This window comes from Xenorhabdus sp. KK7.4 (assembly GCF_963876465.1).
GTDB classification, from domain to species: domain Bacteria; phylum Pseudomonadota; class Gammaproteobacteria; order Enterobacterales; family Enterobacteriaceae; genus Xenorhabdus; species Xenorhabdus stockiae.
On record NZ_CAWNQF010000067.1, the window covers coordinates 297,685 to 316,377 of the forward strand.

An 18,693-nucleotide genomic window follows, 5' to 3' on the forward strand; every position below is an offset into this window, starting at 1 on the left:
AGATTCAAAAAAATAAGCCCCATTCAACATGGGGTTTATTCATCAAAAATCATTTATTGTTTACTGGTAAGCTCACTTAATTACAAAATCCCTTGCGCCAGCATGGCATCAGCAACTTTAACAAAACCAGCTATATTCGCACCCTGTACGTAGTTGATCTGTTTGCCTTCCCCGCCATATTCCACACAGGATTGGTGAATATCGAGCATGATGTGATGTAAGCGGATATCCACTTTTTCTGCTTTCCAGTTCTGGCGTATCGCATTCTGCGACATTTCCAGGCCCGAAGTGGCTACACCTCCCGCATTGGCGGCCTTACCCGGCGCAAACAGAACACCTGCTTCAAGGAAAGCATCAGTAGCTGCGATAGTTGCCGGCATGTTGGCTCCTTCTGCTACCAATTTCACACCATTCTGAATCAGTATTTTTGCATCTTCCAGATGCAGCTCATTCTGTGTCGCGCAAGGCAGAGCGATATCTACAGGCACTGACCACGGGTTTTGCCCTTTAAGGAAAGTCAGCCCACGTTCTTTGGCGTAATCCTCAACACGCCCATAACGTTTATTTTTAATCTCTTCCAGATGAGCCAGTTTCTCTGGAGTGAATCCTTCTTCATCCAGAACAGTACCGCCAGAATCGGATACCGTTACCACTTTAGCCCCCAGTTCCAGACATTTTTCGATGGTATATTGAGCGACATTTCCTGCTCCCGAAACCGATACCCGCATACCATCCAGCGCCATACCATGACGTTTCAGCATCGCATGAATGAAATAAACCAGACCATAACCCGTCGCTTCCGGGCGGATCAGACTGCCACCAAAAGAAAGCTCTTTACCTGTGAAAACACAGGCCGTGTTGTTGGATAACTTTTTCATCATCCCGGCCATAAATGCCACTTCCCGGCCACCAACCCCGATATCGCCGGCAGGAACATCAGTATCAGGCCCCAGATGGCGATACAACTCTGTCATTAATGCCTGACAAAACCGCATAATCTCACCCTGACTTTTCCCTTTAGGATCAAAATCAGAACCACCTTTTCCACCGCCCATTGGTAATGTTGTCAGCGCATTTTTTAATGTTTGCTCAAAACCCAGAAACTTCAGAATAGAGAGATTAACGGAAGGGTGAAAACGCATCCCGCCTTTAAATGGCCCAATGGCCGAATTGAACTGTACCCGCCATGCGCGGTTTACCTGAACCTTTCCCTGATCATCAACCCAGCTGACGCGGAATTGAATAACTCTTTCTGGTTCAACCAAACGCTCTAATAACCCCTGTTCACGATATTGCGGATTCCGCTCAAGAAAAGGCCAGAGAGAGGTCAATACTTCTCTTACTGCCTGTAAATATTCTGGTTGATGTGGATTGTGATACTGAACAGATTCAAGAAATGAGACTAAAGATGATGGTACATTCATTTATAGCTTCCTTTATACATTCAGATGTGATGCCCTCCCCATTTCCTTTGTTATTTTTTGTCGAAAATGTGAGGTAATTACGGTTTGCTTTCTGAATATACCACTATTTTATGATTGAATTTCAATAACTATTTTTATTAATTTTGTTAAAAATAAATTTTATAATTTCTGAATAAGAAGCTTTTTAAAGCACCTTATCCTTTACGGAAGCAAAAAAATCGCCTGCAATGAGCAGGCGATTCCATAGAATAAGTTTTCAGCAGAATATTAATCTTCGTCACGCAACGGAACGATAAGCATATCAACATGGACTGTGTTAATGAGCTGACGAGCTGATGACATCAGCTTGCTCCAAAAATCCTGATGATGACCACAGACAACAAGATCCATATCATATTGCTTAATCGCATCAACAAGTACTTGCCCTAAATCGCCGCTACCACTCAGCGTTTCCTGAATTTCATAGCTTGAATTCTCTGACAGCTCTTTCAGGGAGTTACGGGTTTCATCTGCGATACGTGCCTGCATATCACCAAGATTGACATCTATCAGGCCGGTGTATAAATCAGAGTAATTTACATCAACATGGATCAAGGAAACCTTAGCATTGTATGGCCTTGCCAAAGAAACCGCTTTATCCACCAAGACCCTGCTTTCTGGAGATAGATCAACTGCTACAAGAATATGTTTATAAGCCATATAAGTGAACTCCTTCCATAAAATGGATTGGCGGCATTAAACGCCATGATTTTATACTTATACTATAACTGCTTGACGCCTCTTTTGAGTGTCGTCGTGATCACAACTTGTTACTTTATTTAGTTAACCAGTTGAAAGAAAAGATATCTGCTTTCAATACCATAACTGTATTAAACATTTTATCTCTGATACTGAGGCCATTTTTCAATATCACTTGGCTTTTCTAATAAGCCATTTCCTCCTAAAATTTAATACTGTGACTATTTACATTGCTACCTTTTCAGATAAATTCTTAATCCATACACAATATCCCGTTGCCACTCTAAGGAGGGGGAATATGTTCAGTATGCTTGCATTCTTCTGGGCAATTTGCATTATCTGTATTATCAATATATTACGTTATATTTCTTCACTACGTGCTTTATTATCTATTCTGCGTCAGGCAGATCCGATGCTATATCAAGCCATTGATGGGAATGGTTTTTTTACTGGTAATGGCCAATTCAGTAAACAAATGCGGCTGGTACGCTACATTAACACACAAGGCTATCTCAACCATCACAATGATGATGTCATCTTTTTCTGCGAAAGGCTGCGTAAGCAGTTTTTATTGACGAAAGTGTTATGTGGGATTGTCTTACTGTGTCTGGTAGGAATAGCGATAGTCTGATAACAACAGAGAGGGAAAGCGAGTTGAAAATAAAAAGTGGCAATAAAAAGGGTTGAGCTGCTGATAGAGCTGCCAACCCTTTTTAATAACTTAAGCTTAGATCAATTGCAGCGCAATCCAATACAGGCAGCCTGACAGAGCAATTGAAATCGGCAATGTCAGTACCCACGCCAGCATGATATTTTTGATAGTTTTACTTTGAACACCACCGCCATCAACCAGCATTGTACCTGCGACCGCAGAAGAAAGAACCTGTGTCGTCGATACCGGCATCCCCGTATAACTAGCAACCCCAATCGATACTGCGGCGGTCACCTGAGCGGAAACCCCCTGAGCATAAGTCATGCCTTTTTTACCGATTTTTTCACCAATAGTGACAGCAACACGTTTCCAGCCAACCATTGTGCCCAGAGACAGTGCCAGCGCCACCGCGATGATTATCCACATTGGTGCATATTCAACGGTATTCAGCAGATCTTTACGCAATTTATGCAGGAAACGTGCATCTTCCATGCTGGTTTCTGGCAATTTAGCCACAGCACTTGCTGTATCAGCAATACACATCAACATGCGACGCATGCTGTTACGTTGATCCGGATTCAGCTCACTATAGTTCTGAATACTTCCCAGCATTGTTTCCGTGGTATTCAGCACATCCAGTGCCCGTGAATTATCACAGTGGAAATTCATATCCAGTTGATCTTCAACCGGAGATATGGCCGGAGTCAGCTCAATTGCATGAGTAAGCGCAGGTTCATGATGCTCATAATACTGCTGCAAATGCACAACAGCATCATGGGTACGAGCAATGTCATAGCTTGTTGAGTTCATATTCACAACAAAGCCAGCAGGCGCGACACCAATCAGTACCAGCATGATCAGACCAATCCCTTTCTGGCCATCATTGGCGCCATGAGAAAAACTCACACCAACAGCAGAAAGGATCAGAGCTGTTCGTGTCCAGAATGGTGGTTTACGTTTACCATCCTGCTTTTCACGTTCAGCCGGCGTCATATGGATACGACGGCGCTTTTTAGTACCACTCCAGTAACGGCGCAGTAAAAAGACCATCGCTCCCGCGATCACCAAACCAATCATAGGAGACAGAATCAAGGACATAAAAATCTGTATCATCTTCGGAATATTCAGCGCATCAACAACAGAAGAGCTGGTCACTATCGCATTGGTCAGGCCAATTCCGATAATAGAACCAATCAACGTATGAGAGCTGGATGCCGGGATCCCGAAATACCATGTGCCCAGATTCCAGATAATTGCCGCCAGCAGCATGGAAAAGACCATCGCCAAACCATGGCTTGAGCTGACATTCAGTAGGAGATCTGTAGGTAATAGATGAACAATCGCATAAGCGACACTTAATCCACCAAGTAGAACACCAAAAAAGTTAAAAACCCCTGCCATGACAACAGCAAATTGCGAGCGCATAGCGCGGGTATAAATAACAGTTGCTACTGCATTTGCGGTATCATGAAACCCATTGATGGCTTCATAAAAAAGCACAAACAACAGAGCAAGTACTAACATAAGGCCGGTATAAAAATCCAGGCCAGTAAACAGATGTAGCATAAACGTTAAGCCAGTTAGTAGGACATGAACGCGGCGCATTATCAGTGACAAACGCTGGCGGGAAAAGAGAAATATGACCTTTTTTTGATTTAATGACAATAAACCGGCAGCGAATGATTTACTTTTATCATAAAAATCAAAAAATTATGTGATTTTTATCTTTTTATATTTTTTTGATGAAAAATGGTCTGCCATAATAAAAGTTCAACCAAGTACTTATTTTTCTCTGCATTTCGCAGATAGTCCCTCCACAATGAAGTGTATTTCCTGAAAAATAATCCGGCAAGAAAGTTATTCTGCAAGTATAGAGATAGCAAACGAATGGAAAAATTTGATGTAGTAATTATTGGTGCTGGCGCGGCTGGCTTGTTTTGCGCAGCACAGGCCGGGCAGTCAGGACTAAATGTTCTGGTACTGGATAATGGTAAAAAAGCAGGCCGCAAAATTTTAATGTCCGGGGGCGGACGCTGTAATTTTACCAATATGTATGCCGAACCCGCAGCCTTCCTTTCAGCCAATCCGCACTTTTGTAAGTCAGCACTTGCTCGCTACACACAATGGGATTTTATTGATTTGGTGCAACGTCATGGTATTGCCTACCATGAAAAAACGTTAGGGCAGCTTTTTTGCGATGACTCGGCTCAGCAGATTATTAACCTGCTTTTGAAAGAGTGCGAAGCCGGTCAGGTTACGATTCGCTTACGTAGTGAAGTCACTCAGATAGAGAAAAATGAGCAAGAGTTCGAAATTACTGCATCAGGGAAAAAAGTAAGCGCGCACTCACTTGTTGTGGCTTCTGGCGGATTATCTATGCCCGGTTTAGGTGCCTCTCCTTTCGGTTATCGCATTGCGGAGCAATTCGGTCTTAATATCCTGCCAACTCGTGCCGCCTTAGTTCCTTTTACCCTACACAAGCCATTGCTGGAACAGCTTCAAACTCTCTCCGGTGTGGCGGTTCCTTCCGTTGTTACCGCACAGGACGGAACGGTGTTCAGGGAAAATATCCTGTTTACTCACCGTGGACTTTCCGGCCCCGCTATTCTACAGATCTCCAGCTATTGGCAGCCCGGTGAATATGTGAGTATTAACTTACTCCCGAATATCGACTTGGATGACTTCTTAACTCAGGAACGTGAAACCCACCCTAACCAAAGCCTGAAAAACACCCTTGCCAAACTGTTGCCAAAACGTCTGGTGGAGTGCCTGCAATCTCTGGGTCAACTACCAGAACTCTCTCTGAAACAGCTCAATTCAGCACAGAAAAAAGATCTGGTCACTACCCTGCAATGCTGGCAGGTACAGCCAAATGGTACTGAGGGATATCGCACCGCAGAGGTGACTCTCGGTGGCATAGACACTAATGAGCTGTCATCGAAAACAATGGAATCCCATAAGGTGAAGGGATTGTATTTTATCGGTGAAGTTGTCGACGTTACCGGCTGGCTTGGCGGGTATAACTTCCAGTGGGCATGGAGTTCAGCCTGGGCCTGTGCGCAGGCACTGGTGGCTGTGGAAAGACAATAACATTTATCTGTTGGCAATAAATTTTGCCCATAAGAACGATTCGATTCTTGTTCTTACGGGCAACCATAGCTACCACTACAGGGATTCAGAGTGAAATACAGCATATCCTTAAAAAGGATAAATTAGTGCTTAAAATCAGCTTAATTAAAATGCAAATTCTGTATCAGATAATCAATAAAAACGCGGCATTTGAGGCGAATACGATGATCACCGGCAAATACAATCGTGATGTCCTGCTTGGGCAATGTATAGTCGGGAAACAACTGGATCAGCTCCCCTTTAGCAATTTCCTCTTTCACCATCCACTCCGGCAGAATGGCTACACCGAGTCCGGAACACACCATCGCCTTAATAGCTAAGGCTGAATTAGAGTGAAACCGGGCCATAGCACGAAATTCGAACGCTTCCTTTTTATCGTTGCGTAAAGTCCACTGTGTTGGTGCCTGTAAGTTACTGTTAGCGATCCACTGCACAGCATTTAAATCATCAAGGGATTTAACGGGATTGTTTTTTAACCACTCTGATGAGGCCACCATAACAATGGCATAATTACCCAGTTTTCTGCTTCTTAAAGTCGAGTCACGTAAAGTCCCTAAGCGAATAGCCAGATCAAACCGTTCTGAAATTAAATCATTCAATGATGAATCAGCGTAATAACTGATGCCTAAATTTGGATGAAGTTTGCAAAACTCACCAATTAAGGGCAGCAAAAATTGCGCTCCAAATTCCGCCGTGGATGTAATACTCAAAGTTCCGGACAAAGAACGATGAATGTCAGATATGTTTTCAATAGATGTCTGAATATTAGAAAATATTTCCCGAAAATCCTTATATAGGACTTCACCGGCTTCTGTCAGAGTGATACCTCGTGTATTGCGAATAAGCAGCGGCACATTCAGCACTTCCTCCAACGATTTCACATGAATACTCGCCATCGCTTTGCTAATGAAAAGCCGTTTTGCAGCAAGAGTGAATGACCCACAATCTACTACCGCAAGAAACGTTTGAATTCGGTTTAAGTGATTAAAAATCATAGATTGTTAAATATTAGTAAACACTGAGTTCAATTTAATCTAATCGACACTACCGAGCAAGCCAAATTAGACTCCGAACTGGAGGATAAAATGACATATCGTTATCGTATTGCCTTTATTTTTTTAGCTGGCTTTTTCATTGACTGCATAAATCTTTTTATGTCAGCAATTGCATTGCCTAATATTTCTCACGAACTCAACATTTCTGAATCTAATGTGGCCTGGGTAGCAAACAGCTATATTCTGGGGTTGACGCTCATTATTCCACTAAGTACCTGGCTTGCCAGTCATCTGGGTGCCAGATTGACCATGGCCGCTTCCATGGCAATATTTTCTGTAGGGGCTTTACTATCAGGGCTATCCAACGATTTTGTGTCATTGATCCTGTTTCGATTTATTCAGGGGATAGGCGGTGGATTACTGATCCCGGTAGGTCAGGCACTCACCTTTGGCCTGTTTAAAAAAGATGAACGCGCAAAAGTATCGACGCTGATTATGGCTGTCGCGCTAATTGCACCGGCTATTTCTCCCGGTGCAGGCGGAGTCATCGTGGATCACTTTTCCTGGCGCTGGGTATTTCTCTGTAATATCCCTTTCAGTCTCATCACGGCATTACTGGCAATATTGTGGATCAAAGAGGAAAAAACCACCGCCCGCCGACCGGATCTCATAGGGCTATTATTGGTGAGTCTGGCACTGACTGTACTGTTGTTTGGCATGTCACTGTATGCGGGTTCTACCAGTTCGTGGCTCCCATTCACCTTAGCCGGGCTTGGCATTTTCTTTAGCCTGCTCTACGTCAGACATGCTCGCAGCATAGAACACCCAATTCTCGACCTGAATGTGTTGCGCAATAACCGTATGCTCTTCTCTGTCTTAGTTTACTATGCTGTACCGGGCATATTTACCGGTGTGAATCTACTCAATATTTTCTTTCTCCAGCAGGTGATTGGCTGGACAGCCAGTGAAACCGGGCTTTTGATGATATTGTTCGCGGGGGGATCGTTCTGTGCCATGGTAGCTTGCGGTCATCTCTATAATCACATTGGCGCTGCCCGACTATTCTGTACTGGCCTGATATTGCATGCCGGGGGACTCGTCTTGCTGACGCTGGTCGGGGCGGAACATGAGTTACTCTTGCTTGTTGCTGCTTACTTGCTGATGGGAATTGGCGGAGGTATTTCAGCCAATACCGCTCAGACCACTGCGATGCTGGATTTTGAGGGGGAACATCTGGCCCGCGCCAGTACTGTCTGGAACCTCAACCGCCAGATGTCATTCAGCATCGGCGCTGCGGTTTTTACACTGCTCTTTAATCTGCTACAACAGCAAACTACCACGACATCTGCTTACCATTTCACATTCCTTATTGCCGCCGGGTTAGGACTACTTCCCCTGCTAAAGCTCATTCAACTCAGTCAAAAAACGGAGTCCGTATGCAATCAGAAAAAGAATTAATTGCTCACCGCAGCCTAATCGAGCTTCCTCAATGGATAGAAGAGGTATTTACTGGCCGGGAAGGTCATCCATCCGCGATGAAGAAACTACTGGGCAGTTTTCCCGCTGATTTCAGGATGATAACAATGAAAGGCCAAAGTATCGGTCTGACTGAAGTAGAAAACCTGTTTCGTCACAATATAGGCACCCGGCCTCAACTACGCATTGTTATCGATGCCTGTGAAACATTAGCGGAAACCACAGAAAGCGTGATATGCCGCTATCGCGAAACTCAACATAATGCAGGCACTACGCTGGTTCGCTGGTCCACAGTCATTATAGATATTCATGCGGGGCAACCTTACTGGCGCTATCTGCACGAAACAGCCATTGAGGAATAAAAAAAGAAGTATTATTCAATCAATCAACATAAGTCAGCCATACTTATTGCCTTTCAAGTTGCAGCTTTATTGGCTGCAACTTGAAGCCTGGAAAGTATATATTCTACTTTTGTCTTTTATCATTGTTTAATGAAAACCTGCCCTTATAAAATATTAAAGACAGAGGAAAATAAAATATTCAATATATTGAAAGTCATTTTCTTTCGATGTATTAATGGTGTTGCTGATGAATAACATCATTCATTTTAACACGAAAAGAATATTGCCATTTATTATAAGATATTGAAACGATACTTGATTAGATCAAAGAATTTGAAAGAACAACATTTAAAAAACAGATAAATCAATTTAATTAAAAATTAAGAAAGGGGAATGATGATGTCATTAGAAATGGTTACTGCTTACCGTAAATCAAATGCTCTATTTTCTTTTGTAGACAGTGAAGCGCCATTACATTTAAGCACTCAAGATGGCAAAACAGTGGAACAACTTGCTCAGCTATGCAATGTTTATCAGGATAGATTCCATCGGTTATTGGACTATATGCAAACACTCAATGTGTTAATAAAAAAAGAAGATAAGTTTTATCTCACCGAACAATGGGCATCACTCAGTAAACCAGACAGCTTTGAAACGTTATATATAAAATTCGAATTAGACCCCGCTTTCTGGAGCGCCTGGGCACAATACAGCTCTTCATTAAGAAAAAATAATAATAAATCTGCTTTTGAAATTACCCATAATGAATCATTCTTCGATTATCTCAGTGATGGGAAAAATAAAAAAATAAAAATAACTTTTGATAATTTAATGGCGAAAATGACCAATATGATGAATGAATATGTTATTGATCGCCTGCCTTTAAATAACACCTCTTCATTTATTGATATTGGTGGCGGAGTGGGTTCTTTTGCAAAAAATATAAAAAGGCATTATCCCCATATTCAGTGTCATGTCATGGATCAATATGATTTTACCGAGCAAGAATCAGAAGGCGTGACTTTAATTAATGGCAATTTCTTTTCTGCTATTCCATCAGGATATGACGTTTATTGTATGAAAGGTGTTTTACATGACTGGCCAGATAATCAGGTCATCCATCTTCTCAAAAACTGCCATCAAGCTATGCGGGAAGATTCTGTCTTATATGTTATCGATATGATCAAAGAACCAGATGAAACAGCATCATTTGATTTGTATATCGATACCCTTCTGTTAGGCCGGAAACGGAATCAGTCTGAATTTGAATTTGTGGCAAAACAGGCCGGATTCTCTATTACAAATATCTACAATCTGAATTTCTCTACCGTAAATGGCAGCCAGTACATTATTGAAATGAAAAAGTAAATTTACTCTGAAGTAACAGATATGTCGCTATGACTACTCGTGTAATCCGGCTGAACGGGGTAATACCGACTCACAAACGGAGTCTATGCGAATTGATTGATATTCATGCAGGGCAGCCCGCCGACACAACCTGCATGAAACAGCTATTGTGGGGCAGAAAATGCAGCAGTATCCGATCTGCAATATTCGTATTCTCAGTGACACGATCCGGGAGTTTACTTTGGAGGCGCCAGAATGGGAACTCGCTGCGTTAACACCCGGCAGTCACTTCCGCTGGTTGATGCCCGACAATATTGGTACACGTAGTTATTCCTGCGTGATGCTGACGATACCAACAGCCACACTGACATTTGCCATCCAACTCAATACCGCTTCTGCCAGTAGCCAATATTTACAGAGCCTGAAGGTAGGTGACAGCGCCAGGCTTGAGGGGCCATTTAACCACTTTCCACAGCTCTCCGCACCTGAGGGCGGGCGGGATATAGTGATTGCAGGAGGCATTGGCATAACCCCCATCATCGGCATCATAGCGCGCCTCATTGCTATGGGAAAACACCCGGAATGTCACTACCTTATCTCTTCACAAGCACAGGCTGTCTACGCAACCGAATTGGCAACTCTCGCCGCTTCATATTTTTATCTACACAGTACAGAAGAGCAAAAGGTCTGTCTTTCCAAATTATTGGGCGCATTACAAGCCTGCGATCGGCTGCATGTATGTGGTCCTGTGCGCCTGCTCAATGCCGTGTTGGACTACTGTGATAACCACCATTTTCCACGGCAACACATTGCCTTTGAACTTTTCACCACACCATCAATTGAAGCTGATATCGCCGAGACGGGTTACGAAGTAGAAGCAGCAGAATCAGGTATCAGGCTACAGGTCGCAGCTGGCCAGTCACTACTGGATGCACTGGAAGCGGCAGGATTAGAGCCACTGTATGATTGCCGGCGCGGGGAATGCGGTCTATGTGCACTAAAAGTGATCGAAGGTGACGTCGAGCACCACGATTTCATTATGACACCGCAAGAAGCGACTACCTCCCGAACCATTTATCCCTGTGTTTCCCGAGCAAAGGGAAGCTTCCTTAAACTAGCATTGTGAATCGTTTTATGAATAAAAATCTTATATTTCGCGGCACAGAAATTCACAAATCTGCATATCTCGATGAGGCTATATTCATCACCGAGCAAAATACCGTCTTTATGCAGAGCTGGCTCTATCTGTGCCACGGCAGCCAGATCCCCACAATCGGTGACTATTTCACAACTGAATTAGCATCACAGCCATTAGTCGCGATTCGCCAGAAAAATAATGAAATAAAAGTACTTTATAATCGCTGCCCACATAAAGGCGTAAAGATCTTACCGGAAACCCGTGGTAACAGTGGGCGTTTTCTGCGCTGTCCCTACCATGCCTGGACATTCAAACCTTCAGGTGAATTACTCAGCATCCCGGTAAAAACCGAATATGATCCCGGTGTACTGTCCGAGTGCGAATCCAGCATCGGTATGAAAGCTGTTGACAATATAGTGTGTTATCGCGATTTCATCTTTGTACGATTAAGTGCTCAGGGTCTGCCATTTGATATCTTCTTCGGCGATGCTCTCTCAACGCTGGACAATATGATCGATCGCTCTCCTAAAGGAGCATTACGAGTCGTTGGTGTACCATTGCGTCATCGTCATCACTGTAACTGGAAGATGGTGATAGATAACCAAACTGACACTTGTCACCCCATGGTGGCGCATGAATCTTCAGCAGGAGAAGCGATTAATCTCTGGGCTCAGGCTGATCAGCAAGGTACTCAACCCACAGCGGTGGAACTTTTGTCTCCTCTTATGTCTCCCCACGCTTTTTTTTCTGAGATGGGGATCCGCATCTGGGCCAATGGTCATGGACATACCGGTGTCAGTAATTCCATCCATAAAGACTATTCAGAAATCCCCGATTACTGGGAAAGTATGGTGGAGAGTTATGGTGAGGAGCGGGCACAGCAAATCTTGAACGATACACGACACAATACCGTGTACTTCCCTAATCTGGTCGTAAAAGGGCCTATCCAGACGTTACGTATTATCCGTCCGGTTTCCGCCAGCGAGACTATTGTTGAATCCTGGATTCTGGAGCTGGTAGGGGCACCACAAAAGATGCTAGAGCGTACTATACAGTACAACAACTTAATCAACTCCCCTTGTTCAATAGTGGCGCATGACGATGTGGAAATGTATGAACGCGCTACCGAAGGACTAAAAAGTCAGGCTAACGAATGGGTCAATATCGCTCGCCTCTATGATCCTGCGGAACGCTGGGATCGAACCACTCAAATGTCAGGAACCAGTGAAGGCGCAATGAGAAACTTTTATTCCATGTGGCAACGCATGATGGAGGAAGGCAATGGAGAATAACAATGTCATACAGACCCTGACTGATTTGATTTATCACGAAGCCTGGCTACTTGATGAACAGAAATTTGACGACTGGTTCGCTTTGCTGGCGGAGGAATATACGTGGTGGATTCCATCACGACACGATCAACTTAGCCCGCTGACAGAGTCTTCTTTACTGTATGAGGATCGCTTTGTCACACAACTGCGTATTAATCGACTTCGTAATGCGCGTAATTTTTCGCAGCAGCCACGCAGCCGCTCACAGCATCTGCTCCAGCGCCCCATTATCAGCTGGACTGAAGAGAGTGCCAGTGGCGTTAGTCAATTACTCTACAGCGAAAGTCGTGGTGACAGAGAGTGGCATTACGCCGCACGTCTCGAACACCAGTTTCACTGGCGTGAAGGACAATGGCTGATCAGCGGACGCAAAACCGTCTTACTTAATCTTGCGTGCCCTTTCGACAGTTTGCAGTTGATTATCTGAGACTCAATCATGACAACAAATGATATATCCTCAGCCCCAACCCCCTCATTTCCGTTTACCGACACGCTATTTGACTATGCAGCCTTTTTAGAACAAGTTGAATCACAGCAAGCTATTGGGCATTTACCTGACAGTCAGCAGCATCAACAATGGGATGTATCCGGTTTGGTTCATTGATATTTCTCCCGACATTTTGGCCTGTCTCTTGATCATAATTCATAACTCAAGAGACAGGTTTCAACCGGAGCTTGTAATAATAGAGACTGACTCAAAGAAAAATGGCAGCATTTATCGTCGTCTCCCATTTGCAGTCAGTGAAGCGCTGCCTGCAACGCAAGTGGCGGCCAGAAGCATTACCACCGCAAGACCGATCAGTAGCCCGGTGAAACTGGATACATCAGCCACAATGAGTGGCCCGGTGCTGGCACCGATAAACAGGATAAATCCATTAAGAGCCATACCTCCAGCCCGATTGGGAACAGACATTGTACCAAATTGCGTAATCATCGCCGGAATGGCGAGTGCCACACCAGCAACAAAGATCAGGCTCCCAACAGCAACGCCGGTAAGAGATTGTGGTAAGACTGCCACCAAAAATAAGCCAAAAGACGCAAACATATAACCCGTAATAGCAACGCCCTGCATCCCAATCCGTGTAGCAATCGGCCCGGCTAACAGTGCTGCAAACATTCCGGGTAATCCAACCATACGCAGCAGAATAATTTTTTCGGGCTCCAGTCCCAGAACTACAAGATGTGGCCCCAAAGCGGTATAGATAGCAACAAATGACAGTAGTAACGTGATGTGAGCACAAGACAGCAATAACACAGCCGGACGTATGGTAACCGCTCCCAACTCTATAAAGCGATATCCCAGATGCCCATTAACAGCAGCACGTTCTGGTTCTCTGACCATCGCTGCAACAAATGGAATAGCCACCAGCAGACAGGTTCCCGTTATCAGAAATACCCAATACCACTCCCATCTCAGTACCACCCAAGCAGCCAGTACCTGCCCGAAAATACCGGCAACAAGAAATGAAGTCGACATTGCTCCGGTTGCTATCGCACGTCGGCGAACCGGAATCGCTTCACTGAGATAAGCGAGTGCTGTCGGTGCAAAACTGGATGCTGCCAGCCCTTGCATCGCCCGTAGCCCGGTCAGCCATGATAATGATGGCGCGAAAGCACATGCAAAGGTCGCAATCGACAATATAACTAACCCCGTCAGCATCACCGGACGACGTCCATACTGATCGGATACAGGCCCCCAAATCAAGAATCCACAGGCATAGGCCAGACTGAAACTTGTAGCAAGTGCAAACGTTACATGCCGCGGGCTGGTCGGGCTAAAATCCTGACCAACTTGTGCCAGTAGAGGGATAACCATATAAAGTTGAGTCAAAACAAACAGCGCAATCACGACCAGCAACGTAATGACACCGCCACTCGCCGCCTGAGACTGGTTATGCATGACACTTTGTCTCCACTGAGCCAAACATGACGATGGTTTACTCATCCATAAAAAATCAACAAAATGCTGGATCTGAGTCTAGTATGGTTTTTGTGATACTGACAGTTGTATAACCAATATATTTCGAGGATATTAAGTTGCTACAGAAAATATAAATAATAAACTTCTGCGATTAATATATTCAATTATAAATAGACCTTTCAATTAATACTAAAATCCCTCCTATTATTTAAAAATGCTATTTCTCCCGGGCTGGAATAAATAATGAAATAGGTATATCAAATATTGATACAAGATTCTGTATGATTCAGAGTTAAACATTAGAAAAACAGATTGATTATTATATTTCTATTTGGAATAATGCGCGGCAAATTAGGACTGACAACAAACTATAAAACTGGATAAAGCACGTTTACCCAGTCAAAAACCCAATTAAGATAGTTTAAAAATAACTTTAAAAACGGTCAGAACCTTCCAACATCATTCTTCAACAAAGCCTCAGGGATTAATTATTAGTACAAATGATTTATATCGGATAACGAAATAAATCTATTAGAAATCATTACATCCAAAATATGAGCAGACAAATTTATTAACCTTTATTGGGACATGGATCCCAAGATTGTTCTGTTCAAAAAAATGAGTCTTAACTATGCAAAACTTAACCCATGTTAAAGCGCTATGTGCTTTAGCAGATCCTTATCGTGCCTGTGCCGATCATGATGCGTTATTTAATGATGCCATGCGTGAACTGACGTTATATCACTGTGAGCATACTCCGGGCTATGAACAGTGGCTGGCAAATAATGGTTTGAATAAACAATCTGTAATGGCAATGGATGACTGGTCAGCCCTGCCACCTCTTTTTGCCAATTATTTCAAACGTAATTTGATCGTGAGCAACAGCTCGGTAGATGCTTTGGAGTTAACGTCCTCAGGCACAACCGGACAAAAGAGCCGTATGCACTATGACAACCGAAGTATTACGGCTGCGCAGAATATGGTGGATCGTATTTTTAATTATTATGGCTGGAATACACCTGACCAACCCTGCAATTATCTTCTACTCAGTTATGAACCTGCCGGAGCCATTTCTTTGGGAACCGCTTATACCGATCAGTTTCTGTGTAAGTATGCACCGGTAAACCGCTCCTACTATGCCCTGCGTCATAACGGAAAAAGTAATGAGTTCGATCCTTTCGGTACGATTAAAGCCTTACAGGAATTTGCTGAAGAAGGGCTGCCAGTGCGTATTTTCGGCTTTCCGGCTTTCCTGTGGTTTACCCTGCAAAGAATGGAGCAAATGGGACTACCCCCACTGAAATTACATCCGGATTCACTGCTGTCTCTGGGTGGTGGCTGGAAAACACATTCCGATAAAGCAATCTCTAAACAAGAACTGTACCAACGATTGGAAAAACAATTAGGTATTCCGAATGTACGCTGTCGCGATGGATACGGTTCCGTTGAACATCCAGTGCCTTATATGGAGTGTTCTCATCATCGTTTCCATGTTCCGGTCTACTCACAGGTCTATATCCGTCATACCGCTAATATGTCACGGCAGCCTTATGGCGAACCGGGTTTTCTGCACTTCGTCTCTCCTTTTATCACTTCCAGCCCGGCGCACAGCATCGTTATGAGTGATCTGGCGGTACTGCATCCCGGAAGTCAGTGTGGCTGTGAGCTGGATACTGATTGGTTTGAGTTGCTTGGTCGTGCTGGTACCAGCAAAAGTCGTAGTTGTGCTATTGCCGCTTCAGAATTGATAAAAGAGGCCTGAGATGTCTTCCATAGAAAATATTAATGAACAGCTTTCTGTAGAACAGCTGGCAAAACAAAAAATTGCAAAATTAAGTGCGCGTTTACCAGAGCTTCTGGCACGGCCTCATACTGCGGAACAAGTGCTTGAGTGTGCACAACGCTTTGCCGATCATCTTGCCGATATGGATGATCACCCTCTTTTTGATGCTAAAACACGTGAAGCATTAATTGCTTTCTGTCAGCGTGAAGCGCTACAGGCTAAGCTGGAGCGGGAACTGGGAAAAGACGCATTTTCCCTGCGCCGGTTCGATTATAACCAAAACCGCTATGAGTCATGGAAGCCACTGGGGTTGGTCGTTCATATCACACCTTCCAATGCTGCACTACTTCCTTTTATGGCTGTGCTGGAAAGTTTACTGGTCGGCAATATCAACTGGCTACGTCCGAGCAGCAGTGATAAAGGCTTTAGTGAACAACTTCTGCATGCGTTCCTTGCTCATGACATTTCCGGTGATTTAGCTGATCGCGTCGCTGTTCTGTCGTTACCTGCCACACAGCTGGGAACGTTGTTAAGTCAGGCCGATGCTGTTTCTGCCTGGGGCGGAGACTCTGCATTATCTTCCATTCGTAGCCAGTTGCCAGCCGGCTGCCGCTGGATAGACTGGGGACACCGTATCAGTTTCGCCTGGCTGAACCCTGATGTAGTCAATGATGCTCAACTGGATGCGCTGGCAGATGATATTTGTTGTTATGACCAGCAAGCCTGTTCCAGTCCGCAATGCCTGCTGGTTGATAGTGATGATCCGGCCGTTTTGCAGAATATCGGGCAGCGTATGGCAGCCGCCCTTGAGCGTCGTGCCGGATTGCATCCTGCATTGCAGGCAGATGTACAGGAATCCGCTGAAATTACCACTCAGATGGCATTTCAGCACCTCGATTTCGCCTTCGCTCCGGTAAATGGCAAACTCTGGCAAAACGATGGATGGCGGGTAGTATGGCGACATGAGCAGGAGCTGGCGGCTTCTCCCCTGTTCCGTTCACTACAGTTACGCCCGGCACCCCGTCAGAAATTATGTTCTATTCTGCGCCCGTGGCGTAATCACCTCCAAAGCTGCGCTTTGATTACCCGTCAGGAAGATATCGCAGAAATGAGCCATGCTCTGTTCGCTGCGGGAGTCAGCCGCATAGCCTCTGCCGGTCAGATGCATAATGGCTATAGCGGTGAGCCGCACGATGGCGTTTATGCATTGTCACGCCTTGCCAAGCGGGTTTCTGTCAGCCTGCCTGCTGGTACGCTGGATGGTTGTGCGCATCTGAATACTCCGCCATCCCGTCCATACGGGCTGGATAACCTGCCAGTTATGAATAAGGCCGATTTTCAGGCACTGACTCCAAACGAAAAAGGCCGTTTGTACTTCCGTAGCGGAGGCAGCAGCGGGGCACCAAAACTGGCGGCTTACAGCTATTCCGATTATCACACGCAAATGCAGTCCGCCGCTGACGGGATATTCGCTTGCGGGCTTGAGCCTGCTACAGACCGGGTCATGAACCTGCTGTACGGCGGAAAGCTATATGGCGGCATGATGAGTTTCTTCACGATTCTGGATAAGCTGGATGTCGCTCAATATCCGATGGGCGGCCCCACTGACAGTGATTTCAGCGAAATAGCGGACTTAATCATACAGGAACGCATTAATACACTGGTCGGTATGCCAAGCACGATACACCGATTATTCCTGAGTGAAGCCGATAAGCTGCGCCAGTATGGCGGAGTTCGTAAACTATTTTTGGGAGGCGAGCACCTGAATGTGGGTCAGCGTAATTTTCTGAATGAATTCGGCATCACCCTGATACGTTCAGCAGCCTACGGTTCAGTAGATGCAGGCCCATTAGGCCACGGATGTACAGCCAGCGAAGATGGCGTTTTCCATTTAATGGCTGATACCCAATGGCTGGAGATCCTTAATATTCATGATGATAACCCCGTAGCAGAAGGGGAAACCGGTCGTCTGATATTTACCTCTCGCCACCGCGAGGCGCAATCCGTCCAGCGCTATGATTTAGGCGATCTCGGGCACTGGGTCAATGAACCTTGTTCCTGCGGACTAATTACGCCTCGTTTCCGACTTGTTGGACGTAATGGTGCTTTACTGCGTGTCGGCAGTATTTTTATCAATCTGGCTGAATTGTCAGAACAGCTGGAAGCGCCTGTGCAATGGATAATCGATCATAACGAAGAAGGTATCGGTGGTATCCAGTTATTGATTGAAAATCCTGATGTTGCCACAGTCCGCCAATATTTATTGGATCTGGAGCAGAATTCAAAAATTAAGGAAGTTGTCGACGGTGGAATGTTGAATCTGGATGTTACATTTTGCCCAGTATCAGAATTTCGTCGAAATGCTCATAGCGGAAAGGCCCCATTGTTCATTGACTTACGTAAATTCTGATTAAGTGA

Annotated in this window: 16 protein-coding genes; 11 read left to right on the top strand and 5 right to left on the bottom strand. The window is 44.7% G+C overall.

Annotated elements, in window-relative coordinates; all coding sequences use genetic code 11:
• Positions 1-80: 80 nt before the first annotated feature.
• Positions 81-1,424 carry an NADP-specific glutamate dehydrogenase gene (gene gdhA, locus AACS90_RS09315; RefSeq protein WP_099120418.1) on the bottom strand — a complete coding sequence of 448 codons (1,344 nt, stop codon included), beginning with the start codon at positions 1,422-1,424 and terminating at the stop codon, positions 81-83.
• Between the two features lie 267 nt (positions 1,425-1,691).
• A complete protein-coding gene (gene uspA, locus AACS90_RS09320; RefSeq protein ID WP_099120419.1) occupies positions 1,692-2,123 on the bottom strand; it encodes a universal stress protein UspA in 432 nt (143 codons plus the stop codon).
• A 337-nt stretch (positions 2,124-2,460) separates the two neighbouring features.
• Here uspA and uspB point away from each other — a divergent pair, with 337 nt between their 5' ends.
• On the top strand, positions 2,461-2,793 hold the full coding sequence (uspB, locus tag AACS90_RS09325) for a universal stress protein UspB (RefSeq protein WP_099120420.1): 333 nt from the start codon (positions 2,461-2,463) through the stop codon (positions 2,791-2,793).
• Positions 2,794-2,889: 96 nt separating this feature from the next.
• Here uspB and pitA read toward each other — a convergent pair whose 3' ends face one another.
• On the bottom strand, positions 2,890-4,380 hold the full coding sequence (gene pitA, locus AACS90_RS09330) for an inorganic phosphate transporter PitA (RefSeq protein WP_099111019.1): 1,491 nt from the start codon (positions 4,378-4,380) through the stop codon (positions 2,890-2,892).
• Between the two features lie 321 nt (positions 4,381-4,701).
• Here pitA and AACS90_RS09335 point away from each other — a divergent pair, with 321 nt between their 5' ends.
• Positions 4,702-5,904, top strand: coding sequence for an NAD(P)/FAD-dependent oxidoreductase (locus AACS90_RS09335; protein ID WP_099120421.1), 1,203 nt, complete (start codon positions 4,702-4,704; stop codon positions 5,902-5,904).
• 140 nt (positions 5,905-6,044) lie between these two features.
• Here the strand turns inward: AACS90_RS09335 and AACS90_RS09340 are convergent, their stop codons facing one another.
• Positions 6,045-6,938: a LysR family transcriptional regulator gene (locus AACS90_RS09340; protein ID WP_193757119.1), complete on the bottom strand. Its 894-nt coding sequence runs from the start codon at positions 6,936-6,938 to the stop codon at positions 6,045-6,047.
• Positions 6,939-7,028: 90 nt separating this feature from the next.
• On the opposite strand from AACS90_RS09340, the gene AACS90_RS09345 reads away from it, so the two are divergent.
• The 7 genes from AACS90_RS09345 to AACS90_RS09375 all read left to right on the top strand — a co-directional run bounded on the left by AACS90_RS09345 (position 7,029) and on the right by AACS90_RS09375 (position 13,175).
• Positions 7,029-8,396, top strand: a complete 1,368-nt coding sequence (locus tag AACS90_RS09345) for an MFS transporter (protein ID WP_099120422.1) — start codon at positions 7,029-7,031, stop codon at positions 8,394-8,396.
• Positions 8,375-8,776, top strand: coding sequence for a hypothetical protein (locus tag AACS90_RS09350; protein ID WP_099120423.1), 402 nt, complete (start codon positions 8,375-8,377; stop codon positions 8,774-8,776). Before AACS90_RS09345 ends, AACS90_RS09350 begins: the two co-directional genes overlap by 22 nt.
• A 372-nt stretch (positions 8,777-9,148) precedes the next feature.
• The gene (locus AACS90_RS09355) at positions 9,149-10,123 is read left to right on the top strand and encodes a methyltransferase (RefSeq protein WP_099120424.1); all 975 of its coding nucleotides are present in this window, start codon (positions 9,149-9,151) and stop codon (positions 10,121-10,123) included.
• Positions 10,124-10,283: 160 nt separating this feature from the next.
• The gene (locus tag AACS90_RS09360; RefSeq protein ID WP_099120425.1) at positions 10,284-11,228 is read left to right on the top strand and encodes a flavin reductase family protein; all 945 of its coding nucleotides are present in this window, start codon (positions 10,284-10,286) and stop codon (positions 11,226-11,228) included.
• 8 nt (positions 11,229-11,236) lie between these two features.
• The gene (locus AACS90_RS09365; protein ID WP_099120426.1) at positions 11,237-12,532 is read left to right on the top strand and encodes an aromatic ring-hydroxylating dioxygenase subunit alpha; all 1,296 of its coding nucleotides are present in this window, start codon (positions 11,237-11,239) and stop codon (positions 12,530-12,532) included.
• The gene (locus tag AACS90_RS09370; protein ID WP_099120427.1) at positions 12,522-12,998 is read left to right on the top strand and encodes an aromatic-ring-hydroxylating dioxygenase subunit beta; all 477 of its coding nucleotides are present in this window, start codon (positions 12,522-12,524) and stop codon (positions 12,996-12,998) included. The genes AACS90_RS09365 and AACS90_RS09370 overlap by 11 nt, the downstream gene beginning before the upstream one ends.
• 9 nt (positions 12,999-13,007) lie before the next feature.
• Positions 13,008-13,175, top strand: coding sequence for a hypothetical protein (locus AACS90_RS09375; protein ID WP_193757120.1), 168 nt, complete (start codon positions 13,008-13,010; stop codon positions 13,173-13,175).
• Between the two features lie 111 nt (positions 13,176-13,286).
• On the opposite strand, the gene AACS90_RS09380 is transcribed toward AACS90_RS09375, so the two are convergent.
• A complete protein-coding gene (locus AACS90_RS09380; RefSeq protein WP_206601825.1) occupies positions 13,287-14,471 on the bottom strand; it encodes an MFS transporter in 1,185 nt (394 codons plus the stop codon).
• A 652-nt stretch (positions 14,472-15,123) separates the two neighbouring features.
• On the opposite strand from AACS90_RS09380, the gene AACS90_RS09385 reads away from it, so the two are divergent.
• Both AACS90_RS09385 and AACS90_RS09390 read left to right on the top strand, forming a co-directional pair.
• On the top strand, positions 15,124-16,254 hold the full coding sequence (locus AACS90_RS09385) for a LuxE/PaaK family acyltransferase (protein ID WP_099120428.1): 1,131 nt from the start codon (positions 15,124-15,126) through the stop codon (positions 16,252-16,254).
• Position 16,255: 1 nt separating this feature from the next.
• Complete coding sequence (locus tag AACS90_RS09390) at positions 16,256-18,685, top strand: acyl-CoA reductase (RefSeq protein WP_099120429.1); 2,430 nt, start codon at positions 16,256-16,258, stop codon at positions 18,683-18,685.
• Positions 18,686-18,693 lie beyond the last annotated feature (8 nt).